Annotated in this window: 11 protein-coding genes, 1 tRNA gene and 1 rRNA gene; 7 read left to right on the top strand and 6 right to left on the bottom strand. The window is 70.2% G+C overall.

The genetic code is table 11. The annotated features are described in order from the left end of the window. The first annotated feature begins 111 nt into the window (after positions 1–111). Positions 112–228: ribosomal RNA gene (rrf, locus tag IEY73_RS21355) — 5S ribosomal RNA — on the top strand. A gap of 477 nt (positions 229–705) precedes the next feature. Here the strand turns inward: rrf and IEY73_RS21350 are convergent. Both IEY73_RS21350 and IEY73_RS21345 read right to left on the bottom strand, forming a co-directional pair. Further along, positions 706–779, bottom strand: a tRNA-Pro gene (locus tag IEY73_RS21350). A 75-nt stretch (positions 780–854) separates the two neighbouring features. Further along, complete coding sequence (locus tag IEY73_RS21345) at positions 855–1,739, bottom strand: metallophosphoesterase (protein ID WP_189081039.1); 885 nt, start codon at positions 1,737–1,739, stop codon at positions 855–857. Positions 1,740–1,764: 25 nt separating this feature from the next. On the opposite strand from IEY73_RS21345, the gene IEY73_RS21340 reads away from it, so the two are divergent. Next, positions 1,765–2,217, top strand: coding sequence for a GatB/YqeY domain-containing protein (locus IEY73_RS21340; protein WP_189081038.1), 453 nt, complete (start codon positions 1,765–1,767; stop codon positions 2,215–2,217). Between the two features lie 67 nt (positions 2,218–2,284). On the opposite strand, the gene IEY73_RS21335 is transcribed toward IEY73_RS21340, so the two are convergent. After that, positions 2,285–4,702, bottom strand: coding sequence for a transglycosylase domain-containing protein (locus IEY73_RS21335; RefSeq protein ID WP_189081054.1), 2,418 nt, complete (start codon positions 4,700–4,702; stop codon positions 2,285–2,287). A gap of 316 nt (positions 4,703–5,018) precedes the next feature. On the opposite strand from IEY73_RS21335, the gene IEY73_RS21330 reads away from it, so the two are divergent. Beyond that, positions 5,019–5,321, top strand: a complete 303-nt coding sequence (locus IEY73_RS21330) for a WhiB family transcriptional regulator (protein ID WP_189081037.1) — start codon at positions 5,019–5,021, stop codon at positions 5,319–5,321. A gap of 3 nt (positions 5,322–5,324) precedes the next feature. On the opposite strand, the gene bagB is transcribed toward IEY73_RS21330, so the two are convergent. From bagB to IEY73_RS21315, 3 genes are read right to left on the bottom strand one after another with little or no spacing between them, the layout of a single operon-like run. Next, positions 5,325–6,461 (bottom strand): ArsA family ATPase, encoded by a 1,137-nt coding sequence (gene bagB, locus IEY73_RS21325; protein WP_189081036.1) that lies wholly within the window; start codon positions 6,459–6,461, stop codon positions 5,325–5,327. Positions 6,462–6,512: 51 nt separating this feature from the next. Continuing rightward, positions 6,513–7,472, bottom strand: a complete 960-nt coding sequence (bagA, locus tag IEY73_RS21320; RefSeq protein ID WP_189081035.1) for an ATPase BagA — start codon at positions 7,470–7,472, stop codon at positions 6,513–6,515. 16 nt (positions 7,473–7,488) lie between these two features. Then, positions 7,489–8,352, bottom strand: coding sequence for an Rv0361 family membrane protein (locus IEY73_RS21315; protein ID WP_189081034.1), 864 nt, complete (start codon positions 8,350–8,352; stop codon positions 7,489–7,491). Between the two features lie 110 nt (positions 8,353–8,462). On the opposite strand from IEY73_RS21315, the gene sp36 reads away from it, so the two are divergent. The 4 genes from sp36 (at position 8,463) to IEY73_RS21295 (ending at position 13,681) form a co-directional block, all read left to right on the top strand. Then, positions 8,463–8,618, top strand: a complete 156-nt coding sequence (gene sp36 / locus IEY73_RS21310) for a Sp36 family protein (protein WP_189081033.1) — start codon at positions 8,463–8,465, stop codon at positions 8,616–8,618. After that, the gene (locus tag IEY73_RS21305; RefSeq protein WP_189081032.1) at positions 8,615–9,106 is read left to right on the top strand and encodes a RidA family protein; all 492 of its coding nucleotides are present in this window, start codon (positions 8,615–8,617) and stop codon (positions 9,104–9,106) included. The genes sp36 and IEY73_RS21305 overlap by 4 nt, the downstream gene beginning before the upstream one ends. Before the next feature lie 97 nt (positions 9,107–9,203). Beyond that, entirely contained in the window at positions 9,204–10,046 is an 843-nt protein-coding gene (locus IEY73_RS21300; protein WP_229716023.1) for an MBL fold metallo-hydrolase, read from the top strand. Next, a complete protein-coding gene (locus IEY73_RS21295; RefSeq protein WP_189081031.1) occupies positions 10,043–13,681 on the top strand; it encodes an adenylate/guanylate cyclase domain-containing protein in 3,639 nt (1,212 codons plus the stop codon). The genes IEY73_RS21300 and IEY73_RS21295 overlap by 4 nt, the downstream gene beginning before the upstream one ends. Positions 13,682–13,711 lie beyond the last annotated feature (30 nt).

Here is a 13,711-nt window from a genome sequence, read left to right as displayed (position 1 = left end):
ACCACTCTCAATGAGAACAAGCGTGTTTTAGCGTCCACTGTGTGATTCACAGCAAACAACCAACCACCCCGGCCCGGCCGGGGGCTGGGGTTGTGGTTTGTTGATAAGTGTTCCGGTGGTTATAGCGGTAGGGAAACGCCCGGTCTCATTCCGAACCCGGAAGCTAAGCCTGCCAGCGCCGATGGTACTGCACTCGGGAGGGTGTGGGAGAGTAGGACACCGCCGGACTCAAACATGAAAGCAGCGTCCCGGAAACCCCTGTAACAGGGGGCTTCCGGGACGTTGCTTTTTTGCGCCAGCCCCCACCCCCAACAGGCGCCGCCGATCTTGGAAATCTCGTGCCCGACCGGGCTCGATATCACCGACATGTCCGACCCGAAACTCCAAGATCGACGGGCAGGGCCGGGGCAGCATGGCGTATCGGCGACCGGCCGGCACCGATGACGGCCGGCACCGATGAAGGTCAGTGCGGCTCGCGGCGCGCGATCCGCCTCCGGACCGACATGGTCGGCCCCCATAGACCAAGTGGTAGAGGTCCTACAGCGAAGGGCCCGTCCCGCCACATCTCGTCGACCACGGACGGAATCCTGGAGAGCAACTCGCGGGAGGAACCTTCCAGCCCGGTCGGCGCGAGCGCGAGCGGAATATTCGGAATGCCGAGACAGGAAAGGCCGCCCATCTAGTGATGAGCGGCCTTCCTCGCGGTCGGGGTGGCGGGATTTGAACCCACGGCCTCTTCGTCCCGAACGAAGCGCGCTGCCAAGCTGCGCCACACCCCGCGGCGTGCCTGCGCAATACTATCCGACGCTGCCTCGCACGCGAAATCGGTATCCGCCGTGGGGTGAAGTCGCAGGTCAGCGCGGTATCAGGGTGAGTATCGAGGCCTCCGGGCGGCAGCCGAACCGGATCGGGGCGGTGGGATGGGTGCCGAGGCCGGCCGACACGTGCAGCCACGCGTCGGATCCGGGTAGCCGGTGCAGACCCTTCGCCATTCGGGTGGGCAGGTCGCAGTTGGTCGTCAGGGCGCCGTATCCGGGCACGCACACCTGCCCGCCGTGCGTATGTCCGGCCAGCACGAGGCCGAACCCGTCGCTGGTCATCGCGTCGAGGACATGCGACGCCGGAGTGTGGGTGACGCCGAGGTGCAGGTCCGCCAGCGCCGAGGCGGGACCGGCCACGGAGGCGTAGTCGTCGCGCTCGATGTGCGGATCGTCCACGCCGACCAGCTCGATGGTGCGACCGCCGGCCTTGAGTACGGTGCGCGCGTTGTTCAGGTCGGCCCAGCCGGATCCGGTGAAGGCGGCACGCAGATCGTCGTACGGCAGATCGGTGCCCTGCACATACTCGCGGTCCGGCATCAGGTAGCGCAGGGGGTTCTTCCAGACCGGTCCGCGGTAGTCGTTGGACCCGAAGACGAACGCGCCGGGTAGGTCCAGGAACGGATCGAGCGCCCGCAGCACCCCGGGCACCGACGCGGGTGAGGCCATGTTGTCCCCGGTGACCACGACCAGGTCGGGGTCGGTGCCGCCGAGAGCCGCCACCCATTCCTGCTTGCGTCGCTGGTCCGGCATCATGTGCAGATCCGAGAGGTGCAGGATGCGCAGCGGCTCGGCGTCGGGGGGCAGCACCGGCACGTCGAAGCGTCGCAACGTGAACATGTTGCGTTCGACGAGCGAGGCGTACGCGAAGGTGGCGCCGCCCAGACCGGCGGTGAGAGCGACGAGCGATCGTGTGCGCATGACGGCCAGAGTAGTTTCTCCGTTCATGGGAACGTTGAAGGACCGCCTGAACGAGGATCTGCGCACTGCGATGAAGGCGCGCGACGATCTGACCACGTCCACTCTGCGGATGGCCCTGGCGGCCGTTCGCACCGCGGAGGTCGCCGGTGCGCAGGCCCGGGACTTGAGCGACGACGAGGTGACCGTCGTGCTGACCAAGGAGGCCAAGAAGCGGCGCGAGGCAGCGACCGCCTTCGCCGACGCCGGCCGCGCCGACCAGGCGGCCCGGGAGAGTTCCGAGGGCGAAGTCCTGGAGCACTACCTACCTCAGCAGCTCTCCGATGCGGAAATCGCCGGTCTGGTGTCCGCGGTGCTCGCCGAGGGCGGTTTCACCGGCAAGGGGCAGATGGGGCCGGCCATGAAGGCCGTGCAGGCCAAGGTGGCGGGCCGGGCGGAGGGTGGCCGGGTCGCCGCGGAGGTGCGGCGGCAGCTTGGCTGAGTGCCGCGCCGGGGGCCGCGCGGTGGCAGAAAAAATCGGGCGGGGCTCACGCCCCGCCCGATCGTGGTCACCGCCCTGACGGCGGCTTATCGGGCTTCTTCTTGTCGTCCTTCTTGTCGTCCTTCTTGTCCGGCTTCGGCTCGCTCTTGCCTTCGCTGACCGCGATCGAGACGAAGCCGCCCTTGACGGTATGGCCGGACGGGTTGGTGCCGGCGGCCGTGCCCTCCGGGCAGTCCGACTCGACGCGACCGCCCACCGTGACGTCGAAGCCGGCGTTCTTCAGCCGCGACTTCGCATCGCCGATGGACGAGCAGGTCACCCGGGGGATGGAGCGCTGTTCGCCCTGGCCGACCTTCTTGTCGCCGGGCTTCTTGAACTCCTTCTTCGGCTTGCCCTTCATGAAGTCGGCCATGGCGTGGTAGACGGCCGGGTTCACGATCTGGTGCGACATCCGGTACGGATGATCGGCGTAGTCGGGGTTCACCAGGTATCCCGCGTAGACCAGGGAGGTGGTGCCGACGATCAGCGCGGCTGTCTTGTCCGCATCGGTCGTGCCGGTCTTGCCGAACACGGGGTGCTTGACGATGCCGTGCACGTTGCCCGCAGTGGAGCCGTGGCAGGTGCCTAGCTGGGCGTGGTCACCCACGGGGCAGCGGGCGGCGTCGAGCGCGGCGCGGGCGACGTCGGCGTCTGTGGCGCGGATGCAGTGCGACTTGCCGACGTCGATCTCCTCGCCGGCCTGGTTTTGGATCTGCTCGATCGGGGTCGGCTCGCAGTACATGCCGTCACCGGCCAGCGTCGCGTAGGCGTTGGCCATGTCCAGCGGGGTGGAGGAGGAGACGCCGAGCGTGAAGGCGCCCCATGTGTGGGAGAAGCTCTTGTCGTTCGCCCAGTCGTTTTCCTGCGGCACGCGGAACTTGACGCCGAAGCGCTTCGCGACGTCCACCACCCGCTCCGCGCCGACGCGCTCCTCCAGCGGCACGAAGAACGTGTTGACCGAGCGCCCGAACCCGGTCCACATGTTGTAGACGCCGGCTTCCTTGCCGGCGTTCCGCGGGCAGTAGAAGTGAGTGCCGGGGCATGCCGCCGGGCTGTTCTTCTCGATGACGTAGCCGGACTTGTAGACGTCCTCGGCCTTGATCGTGGTGGCCAGCGGCAGCCCCTTCTCCAGGGCGGCCACCATGGTGAACATCTTGAACACCGAGCCGGCTTGATAACCGGTGATGTCACCGCCGCCGGTGAGCAGCGGGTTCGTGGTGCTCGGATAGGTGCCGCGCTTGCCCTGCTTGCGCTTCTTCGGGTCGGACGACAGCTTGTTCTGCGGGTGGTCCGGGTCGTCGAGCTTGAACTTGCGGTTGGCGGCCAGCGCGCGCACCTTGCCGGTGCCCGGCTCGACCCCGGCGATCAGCAGCGCGTCCCGATCATTCTCCTTGATCTGGTCCGCGATGTTGCTGCGCGCGGCCTTCTGCGCGTCGATGTCCAACGACGTGACGATGCGGTAGCCGCCGCTCTTGAGGCGCCGTTCCCGGTCGTACGTCGTCTCACCGAACGTGGGCTGGCTCAGCCACCACCGGTAGAAGAAGTCGCAGAAGAACCCCCAGTCGTTCTTGGCGACCGACACGCAGCCGTTCCCGACGCGCTTGATCTTGCGCGGGATCTCGGTGGCGTTGGCCTTGGTGAACTCCTCGGGGGTGATGAAGCGCATGTCGCGCATGTCGCGCAGGACGTATTCGCGACGGTCCCGTGCCTGCGGGTAGCCGCTCTCGGTGGTCGGGTCGAACGCCGAAGGCGCCTTCACCATGCCGGCGAGCAGTGCGGCCTCCGGCACCGTGAGGTCCTTCGGCTTTTTGCTGAAATAGACCTGGCTGGCGGCGAAGATGCCGTACGCGCCACCGCCGAACGGGGCGGTGTTCAGGTAGCGCTCGAGAATCTGCTGCTTGGTCAGCTCCTTCTCGATCTGCATCGCGTACTTCATCTCAGTGATCTTGCGCTTGGGCGTGTCCTTGGTGGCGTCCACGACCTCCTGCGGGGTGGTCGCCGAGTACGCCAGCGACATGCGCACGTATTGCATGGTGAGCGTGGACGCGCCCTGCTGGGACTTGCCGCTGTTGTTGTTCACGAATGCGCGGGCGACGCCCTTGAGGTCGACGCCGTTGTGGTTGTAGAACTCGTGGTCCTCGGCGGCCACGATCGCGTTCTGCATGTTCTTCGAGATTTCCTTCAGCGGCACATCACTGCGGAACTCGTCGTAGAAGACCGAGATGGTCGTCTTGCCGTCTGCTGCGTAGATCCGACTGACCTGTGGTGCCGTGGCCCGTTTGAGTTGGCTGGGTAGCTGCGCGAACGTCTCGCCGCCGGCCTTTGCCGCAAGGCCGGACATCGCGACCGCGGGAAAGGCTGCGGCCGCCACCACGACGCCGGCCAGTAAGCCGCAGATCAGCAGCGAGGTGGCATTGGCGAAGATGTTGTGATCGCGTCTGCGCATCCAAGAACTCACGGCATGCAGGGTACGCGACACTCGCCCGTGATCACCCGTCGAGCAGGTCACGGTTCCCCAAACTGATTCTGCGCGCTTCCCCGCCCTGACGTGCGGTTTTCCGGAAGTCGCGGATCGCGTCCGCCAATGCGTGGCGGGCGAGATGCCCAAAAGTTCGGAGCTATCCGTTTTTGGGGTACAACGTTGCGTAATCGACCAACTACAGAGCATGATGGTTCGGCGAGACATCGCACGACGTCAGCGCGGCTGCAGGGGGACACGAGCCGCAAGGCGTCAGGGGGTAAGCAAGGGGGGACGTTCACTTATGGGGATGGTCAGCGATTGGCCCAGCATGGCAGCGTGTCAGAACGGGGATCCCGACGCGCTGTTCGTGCAGGGTGCAGAGCAGAACGTGGCGAAGCGGGTCTGCCGTAGTTGCCCGGTGCGGTACGAATGCCTCGCCGACGCACTCGACAACCGCATCGAGTTCGGCGTGTGGGGTGGCATGACCGAGCGGGAGCGCCGCGCCCTGCTGCGCCGTCATCCGCACGTGGCGAGCTGGCGAAAGATGTTCGAGGCGGCGCTGAAGGAGAAGCGAGCCGACAAGGTGCTGGTAGCCACGCGCTGAGCGTCACGGCGCGGCGGCGAGTGCCGCGCCGATCGCACGGAGCCCGTCGACGTCATGCACGTCGGCGGGCTGCGCCGCGACCGAGGTCGCGGCGACGGCCGGGAAGGCGTCGGTGAAGGTCGTCGCGACACCCGCCTCGCGTTCGGTCAGCCGGACCAGCGCGGCATGGATGCGCAACGCATCCGCGGTGACCGGATGCTCCCCGGCGGCGTCCAGCGCGGCGGCGGCCGACTCGGCACGCTCGGCCGACATGCCGGTCATCTCGGTGCGATGCGCCCGATTGAGGACCAGCCCGGCCAGCGGCATCCGCTCGGTGACCAGGCGCTCGGCGAAGTACGCCGCCTCTCGAACGGCGTCCCGCTCGGGGGCGGCGACGAGCAGGAACGAGGTCTGCGGATCCTGCAGGATGCGGTAGGTCTCGTCGGCGCGTTGCCGAAACCCGCCGAACATGGAGTCCAGCGCCGCAACGAACCCGGACAGGTCGGTCAGCAGTTGCGCGCCCAAGATTTTCTGCACCGCGCGGGAGAACACCCCGAACGAGGCGGTCACCAGACTGAACATGCTCCGCCCGCCGGACCGTGCGGGCGCCAGCAGCATCCGCAGCATGCGGCCGTCGAGAAAACGCGACAGCCGCGCGGGCGCGTCCAGGAAGTCCAGCGCGGACCGGGACGGCGGCGTGTCCACCACGATCAGGTCCCATTCGTCCGTGGCCCGCAACTGACCGAGCTTCTCCATCGCCATGTATTCCTGCGTGCCCGAGAAGGTGGAGCTCATCGCCTGGTAGAAGGGGTTCGCGAAGATCTCCGCGGCCCGCTGCGGGGTGGTGTGCGCCTCGACGACCTCGTCGAACGTGCGCTTCATGTCCAGCATCATGGCGTGCAACTCGCCGCCGGCCTCGGTGTCGATGGCCTTCACCTGGCGGGGTGTGTTGTCCAGCTCGGTCAGGCCCATGGACTGCGCGAGCCGGCGTGCCGGGTCGATGGTCAGCACCACGGTGCGTCGGCCGTGCACCTCGGCCGCGCGCAGGCCGAGCGCGGCCGCGGTCGTGGTCTTGCCCACCCCGCCCGCCCCGCAACAGACCACGATCTTGGTTGACGGGTCGGCCAGCAGCGCGTCGACGTCAAGATGCGGGGTGGTCATTACCCGAGCGTAACCAGTCATGCCCGCACCCGTGGCGGACGTGCGTGGTGGTCATCCCGACATCAGCCGGTCGGCGAGCTCCTCCAGGCCGGAGCGGTCGACGCCGCGATCCAACAGCGGCAACTCCACCATCGGCCGCCCGGTCTCGGTCAGCTCCGTGCGCAACGACTCCTCCAGCCGGCGCCGCGTCAGGTGCGCCCGCGCCTCGGCGGCCAGGCCGGACACGGCTCCGGCGTCGGCCGGCAGGCCGGCGGCGCTCAGGCCCCGCTTCAACTCTGCCTTGGTCACCTTCGCTGCGGTCAGCAGGGCCGGCTGGGTGGCGTTCAGGATGATCCGGCCCACTGGGATGTGCAGCGAGCCGAGCTCGGTGATGGCGTCCAGGCTCTCCTGCACCGGCATCTCCTCCAACAGCGTCACCACGTGCACCGCAGTGATCGGCGAGCGCAGCAGCGACGCCACACCTTCGCTCTGCGACTTGATGGGGCCGACCTTGGCCAGCCGCGCCGTCTCCGCGGTGACGTTGAGGAATCGCCCGATGCGGCCGGTCGGCGGTGCGTCCAGCACCACCGCGTCGTACACCCGGCGGCCCTCGCGGGACCGGGTGGTCGCCTCCTTGACCTTGCCGGTCAGTAGCACGTCTCGCAGGCCCGGGGCAATGGTGGTGGCGAAGTCGATCGCTCCGACCTTGCGCAGCGCGCGACCGGCGGCGCCGAGCTTGTAGAACATGTCGAGGTATTCGAGCAGCGCCTCCTCCGGGTCAACCGCCAGCGCGCGGACCTCGCCACCGCCGGGAACCCCGGCGACGCGTCGTTCGGCGTACGGCAGCGGGGGGATGCCGAAAAGCTGGGCGATGCCCTGCCGGCCCTCCACCTCGACCAGCAGCGTGCGCCGGCCGCCCTCGGCCAGGGCGAGCGCCAAGGCGGCGGCCACGGTGGTCTTCCCGGTGCCGCCCTTGCCCGTCACCACGTGCAGGCGCGCCGGCCATCGTGCGGTCCGCTCGTTGCTTGCCACGTTGTCGAGGGTACGGCTAGCCGGCGATCTCGCAGACCAGCCAGCCGCTCTTGCGCACGGTGGTGAACGTCAACTGCTGCTGGGACAGCTTCTCGTCCTCGGTGGTCATGGTCAGTTGCACGGTCACCGTGGCGCGCTCGTCGCCGGTCGTGGCCACGGCCGGCTGGCTCCAGCGGAAGGCCGGAGAGTCGTACTCGTCGGCGTATCCCTTGACCTGGTTCACCCGATCGGTGAGCTGTTGCTCGTCGCGCGACTCACGGCAGACCAGGTCGCCGGCGGTCGCGGCGTCCTGCTGGATGAACACCGCGGTCATGAACCGGTTGACCGCGGTGACCGGATCCGGCGACCCGGCGGTGTCGGCATCGCGCAGCAGGAGGTACGCGGAGACCGCGCCGCCGGCGCAGAGCAGCACGGTGGCGACCGTGGCCAGCGACACCCACAGCGCTCCGCGCCGTTGCGCGGGCGGCTCGGCGAGCGGGATCTGCCAGGGCGGCGGCTGCGGTGGGGACCCTTGCCAGGATGTTTCCGGGGGCCGCTGCGACACCTCCGCGGGCGGCGAGTGGTGGTGCGCCAGATGCTCGGGTGGTGGGTGTTGCCACTCGCCGGGCTTCTCGTGGCGGGCGTGCCACGGCTTGTCCGGAGGCGGCTGATGCCACACCGGCGGGGCGCCGGTCAGCACGGTCGGCGTCTCGTCTGAGCCGCCGCGAGGCAGGACCGCGGTGGGCTGCTCGTCGGACTCGGGCGTGGCGGACATGCGGGGCACCGGCTGCGTGACCGGCCCGCGCGCCGCCGGATCTGAGAGGTCCGCGTCCGGCGCCTCATCGTCTGCACCCGGATTGTCCGGTTCTGGAGTGCCGGGTTCCTGCTCCGATGGCGTCATCGTCGGCCCTCCGATGTCCGGTGTGCGCCCTCGCCTCAGCCTAGCCAAACCGGACCCGCGGCGAGCCCTAAGCTGGCGCGGTAGCCGACTGGACGAAGGAGCCCTCAGCGATGCAGAAATGGGAGTACGTGACCGTCCCGCTGCTGGTGCACGCCACCAAGCAGATCCTCGACACGTGGGGTGAGGACGGTTGGGAGCTGGTGCAGGTGGTTCCCGGGCCGAACCCGGACCAGCTCGTCGCGTACATGAAGCGGGCCAAGGCATGACCGCGCCGACACCGGTGAGTGGCGACGGCGGCGCGAGCATCTACGCCCGCTTGGAAGAGCTCGGACTCACGCTGCCGCAGGTGGCCGCGCCGCTCGCGGCGTACGTGCCCGCGGTGCAGTCCGGCAACTACGTCTACGTCTCCGGCCAGTTGCCGCTGGTCGACGGTGAGCTGGCGGCAACCGGCAAGGTCGGCGCCGAGGTCAGCCCGGAGCGAGCCGCCGAACTGGCCCGGATCTGCGCGCTGAACGCGCTCGCGGCGGTGGACGCGCTCTGCGGCCTCGGCCGGGTGGTGAAGGTCGTCAAGGTGACCGGTTTTGTGGCGTCGGCACCGGGCTTCACCGGCCAACCCGGCGTGATCAACGGTGCCTCCGAGCTCTTCGGTGAGGTGCTTGGGGAGCTGGGACGGCATGCACGCAGTGCGGTGGGCGTCGCCGAGCTGCCCCGGGGCGCGCCCGTCGAGGTTGAGGCGATCGTCGAGGTCGGATGACCGCGGATGTGGATTTCTGCTCGAACAGTGACCGAAAGTGACTAGATCGCACATCCGGTCCTGCGATTCGGTGGGCTTCGCGACGTAGTATTCCGGCGTGGATGAACGGCTGCCGGGTTGGGTGACGCTGCGGCGTGCACCCAACCCGGGGCCGATGACGCTGGACGGCACCAACACGTGGATCCTCCGGGGGCCTGGCGCGCAGCGCGCGATCGTGATCGATCCAGGCCCGCGGGACGACGGTCACCTGGCCGCGATCGCGCAGCACGCGCCGGTGGCGGCCATTCTCATCACGCACGGCCACCACGATCACGTCGAGGGTGCGGCACGACTGGCGGAGCTTCTCGGCGGTGTGCCGGTGCTCGCCGCCGACCCGGCCCATGCGCGGCCGGTGGCGTCGCGGAGCGACCGCGTGCCGGACGGCGGCGGGCTGGGGCCCGACGACGCGGTGTTGCGGCCCGATGCGGAGGCGGGCGTCGACGGGCTGATGATCCGCGTCCTGAGCACCCCGGGGCACACCGCGGACTCGGTGTGTTTCCTGGCCGAAGCCGGGGATGACCGGCTGATGTTCACCGGCGACACCATTCTCGGGCGCGGCACCGCGGTCGTTGCATGGCCGGACGGCGACCTCGGCGCGTACCTGACCAGCCTGACGACGTTGACCGGGTACCCGGAGGTTCCGGTTCTGCCGGGGCACGGCCCGGTTCTGCCCGATTGTGCGGCGGTCGCGCGCACCTATCTCGCGCACCGCGCACAACGGCTGGACCAGGTCCGCGCCGCCATCGACGCGGGCGCGGACAGCCCGGATGCGGTGGTCGCCGCGGTCTACCCCGAGGTGGACCCGCGGGTGCGTTTCGCTGCGGTGATGTCCGCACGGGCGCAATGGGAGTACCTGCGCCGGGAATCATCACCCGGCCCGGAGTGGTTGGACCGGCCGTGACCTGCCCGGTGTGCGGGACCGTCGCCATACCCGGTGCCCGCTTCTGCCATCACTGCGGCGTCGCGCTGCCCGCGGCGGCTCGGCTGCCCGCGGCCGAGCGGCGCATCGTCACGGTGCTCTTCGGTGACCTCTCCGATTTCACCTCGTGGTCGGAGGACCTCGACCCGGAACGGGTGGGCGCGGTGACCGACCGGGTGCTGGCGGCCCTGGCCGGGGCGGTGAAGACCTTCGGCGGACACGTCGACAAGCTGACTGGCGACGGCATCATGGCCGTGTTCGGCGCACCGGTGGCGCACGAGGACGACGCCGAACGCGCGGTCCGCGCCGCCTTGAGCATGCAGCGCGCGGTGCGGCGGGTGCTGGACGACGAGCGTGGTGGCGGCGCGCCCCTGGGACTGCGTGTCGGGTTGAACACCGGCGAGGTGGTGGCCGGGATTCAAGCCGCCATCGAGTACACCGTCATCGGCGACACGGTGAACACCGCGGCCCGGCTGGCCGACGCGGCCGCCGTGGGCGCGGTCTACGCGGGTACCCGCACCAGCAGCGGCACCCGGCATGTCGCCTCCTGGCGACAGTTGCGTCCGTTGCGGCTGAAGGGCAAACGGGAGCCGGTCCCGGCCTTCGAACTGCTGGGTCTGCACGACGCCCCGGGCACCCGGTCCGGGTTGGGTGACGAAGCGCCCTTCGTGGGGCGGGAGACCGAACTGGGCCGAGTGGCCGGCCGCCTCGCCGAGGCGATCGACTCCGGCACGCCCCGGATCATGCTGATGACCGCGGAAGCCGGCATCGGCAAGACACGCTTCGCCGCGGAGGCGAAGCGCTTCGCGGCTGGCTATGACGTCAGCAGCGGCCGGTTCGCGGCGCACACCGGCGCCCGGGTGCTGCGGGTGCGCTGCCGGGCGTTCGGCGAACGCCGGCGGTACGCCCCACTGGCCGACATGGTGCGCAAATCGGTGGGTCTGCCCAAGGATCTGATCGCTACGGTCACCCGCCCGGTGGTGGAGGAACGGCTACGCAAGCTGGTGCACCGCCTGAGCCGTGACGGCGAGAGCCCGGACATCGACATCGACAGGTTGCTCGCCCTGCTCGGGTACGGCGACGCGCCGGTGAACCCGGTCGGGCCGGCGGCTGGCGCGGATTGGCCGCCGAACGTCAAGCGGATGGACGGCGAGGCGCTGTCCACCGCCGTGGCGAACATGCTGAACGCGCTGGCCCGGGAAGCGCCGCTGCTGGTGGTGGTGGACGACCTGCACGATGCCACCGCCTCCACCATGGATGCGCTGGGCAGCACCCTGTCCAAGCTGGATGGGGCGGTCGTGGTGCTGCTGCTCGGCCGCCCGGAACTGGTGCGTACGGCGGGGGCGCTGACCCGGCTGCCGGACGCCGAGGTGCACACCCTGCCGCCGTTGCGCGGTGCGGACGCCGCCCGGCTGCTCACGTCGTACCTCAACGGCGGCAAACTCCCGCAGGCGGATGCGGACCGGCTGCTCGCCACCGCGCAGGGCAATCCGTTCTACCTGGCCGAGCTCAGCACGCTGCTGATGGAGCGCGGCGCGCTGATCCCCGCGGTCGGTGCGAACGCGGCCGACCGTTGGCAGCTCGCCGCCGGTTCGATGGACACCCAGCTACTCTCCCGCGACCTGGCGGCGGTGCTGGCCGCGCGCATCGACGCGCTGCCGGCCGAGCCCCGGTCGGTGCTGCGCGACGCCGCCGTGGTGGGTGACCGTGTCCCCACCGGCGTGATCGAAGCGTTGCGGGAACGCCGCACCACCACCGACACCCGACCCGGCGCGGTGGCCGCGGTGGAGCTGGAACGCGCGGTCGACGAGTTGCTGCAGCGCCGCATGCTGCACCGGATCCGCGGCGGTTACGCGTTCACCACGCCGCTGATGCGCGAGGCGGCCTACACCGGCATCGGCAAGGCCGACCTGGCCGACCGGCACGCCTTCCTGGCCCGGTGGGCGGCACCGGAGTCGATCACCGAGTTCGGGTACGACACGGCCAGCCGGCTGAGCCTCACCGACAACGAGCGGGACGCGTTCGTCGCCACCCACGCCGAGTGCGCCACCGAGCTGGCCGACGTGATCCGGCTGCGGCCGGACGCCACCGCGCGGGCGGTCTCCGCGCTGGGCGTCGCCGCGCTCGGCCGGCTGGCCCGCCGGGCGCTGGCCAACATCGAGCCGGCCGCATCCATCGAGTACGCCGAACGGGCAGCCGCCATCGCCACCGACGGGCTGCCGCTCTCCGACCAGCTTGTGCACGCTCGCGCGCTGCTGCGCCTGGGCCGTGCGGACGAGGCACTGAAGTGCGGTGACGACATCTCGGCGCGAGCCGACAACGATCCGGTCTGCCGCGCCGAGGCGTTGCTCGTGGCCGGGCGGGCGCACGACGCCCTGGGAGACAACGCCCGCGCGATCGCGGCCTGGCAGGAGGCACTGGAGGTGGCCACCGACGCCGAGCTGGCCCCGGAGCGGGCCAACGCGATGCGCCGGCTCGGCATGGCCGACTTCCTGGCGGGCAAGCTCAGCCAGGCGAGCAGCCGGTTCGCGGCGGCCTACCAGGTGACGCTGGGCGCGGGCGACCGCCATGGGCAGGCGTGGGCGTTGCAGAACCTGGCCTGGGTGACCACCACTCGCGGCGACTTCGCCGGGACGGACGCGGTGCTGGGCCGGGCGGCGCGGCTGTTCGCCGAGCTTGGCGACCCGGTCGGCCGGTCCTGGCTGCGCGGCACCACCGCCTTCGCGCGGTTGCTGTCCGGGCGGCTGCACGAGTCCCGCCGTCTGGCCCGGATCTTTCTGCCGTTCGGCGACCGGGTCGGCGAGGGCTGGGCGGTGGGCACGTTGCGGGCGGTCGAGGCGTACGCGGCTGCGGAACTGGGCGATCTGGCCGAGGCCGACGCCGGTGCGCGGCGCGCATACCGTGATTTCGCGGCCGTCGGCGACAACTGGGGCCAGGGCCTGGCCCTGGTCGTCCGCGGCGTCGTCGCTCGCGGCCTGGGCGAATGGGACCACGCGGCGGACCTGCTCACCGACGCGCTGGGCTACGCCGACCGCACCGGCCACCCGCTGCTGTTGGGCATGGCCGGCACGGTGCGCGGGTTCGTGGCCCTGCAGCGCGGCGACGTGGCCGGCGCGGAGGCCGACGCGCGCCGCGTGATGACCGCGGTGGAACCGCACAATCCGCTGGCTCCGGCACAGGTTGGCCCGCGGGTGTTGCTCGCCGAGGCGCGGCTGCGCGCGGGCGATGCGCCGACCGCGGTGGGTCTGCTCGCGCCGATCGTCAGCAACGCGACGGCCCCGTCGGTGCTGTTCTCCCGGCGGCACGCCATCGCGTCGTACGCGTCCGCGCTGCTCGCCGAGGACCGCGTGGCGGAGGCGCTGTCCTGGATCGACCGGGCGCGGCAGGTGCCGGCCGAGGACGTGCGCAGCCGGGTGGTGTGCGCTGGTGTCCGGGCCCGTGTGCTGTCCGTCGCGGGACTCGACACACCGGCGCGTGCCGCGGCGGACGAGGCGGTGCTGCTGGCCTGCGGGACCGAGCAGGTGGGCGAGCGGGCGGCTGCGCGGGAGCTGCGCGACGCGCTGCCCACCGGTGATACGGAAGAAACTGTCGCGTACGCGTCTGACGTGCCGGGATGATCTCGATCGTGTCTGGCGTATTTTCATATC

The sequence above is a fragment of the Mangrovihabitans endophyticus genome (assembly GCF_014646155.1).
GTDB classification, from domain to species: domain Bacteria; phylum Actinomycetota; class Actinomycetes; order Mycobacteriales; family Micromonosporaceae; genus Actinoplanes; species Actinoplanes endophyticus.
This window is presented reverse-complemented; position numbering and strand designations above follow the sequence as displayed.

Coding starts and splice junctions, on each gene's coding strand:
- IEY73_RS21345 (WP_189081039.1), bottom strand. CDS start 1,739: ATGCGCACACGATCGCTCGTCGCTCTCACCGCCGGTCTGGGCGGCGCC.
- IEY73_RS21340 (WP_189081038.1), top strand. CDS start 1,765: ATGGGAACGTTGAAGGACCGCCTGAACGAGGATCTGCGCACTGCGATG.
- IEY73_RS21335 (WP_189081054.1), bottom strand. CDS start 4,702: ATGCGCAGACGCGATCACAACATCTTCGCCAATGCCACCTCGCTGCTG.
- IEY73_RS21330 (WP_189081037.1), top strand. CDS start 5,019: ATGGGGATGGTCAGCGATTGGCCCAGCATGGCAGCGTGTCAGAACGGG.
- bagB (WP_189081036.1), bottom strand. CDS start 6,461: ATGACCACCCCGCATCTTGACGTCGACGCGCTGCTGGCCGACCCGTCA.
- IEY73_RS21315 (WP_189081034.1), bottom strand. CDS start 8,352: ATGACGCCATCGGAGCAGGAACCCGGCACTCCAGAACCGGACAATCCG.
- sp36 (WP_189081033.1), top strand. CDS start 8,463: ATGCAGAAATGGGAGTACGTGACCGTCCCGCTGCTGGTGCACGCCACC.
- IEY73_RS21305 (WP_189081032.1), top strand. CDS start 8,615: ATGACCGCGCCGACACCGGTGAGTGGCGACGGCGGCGCGAGCATCTAC.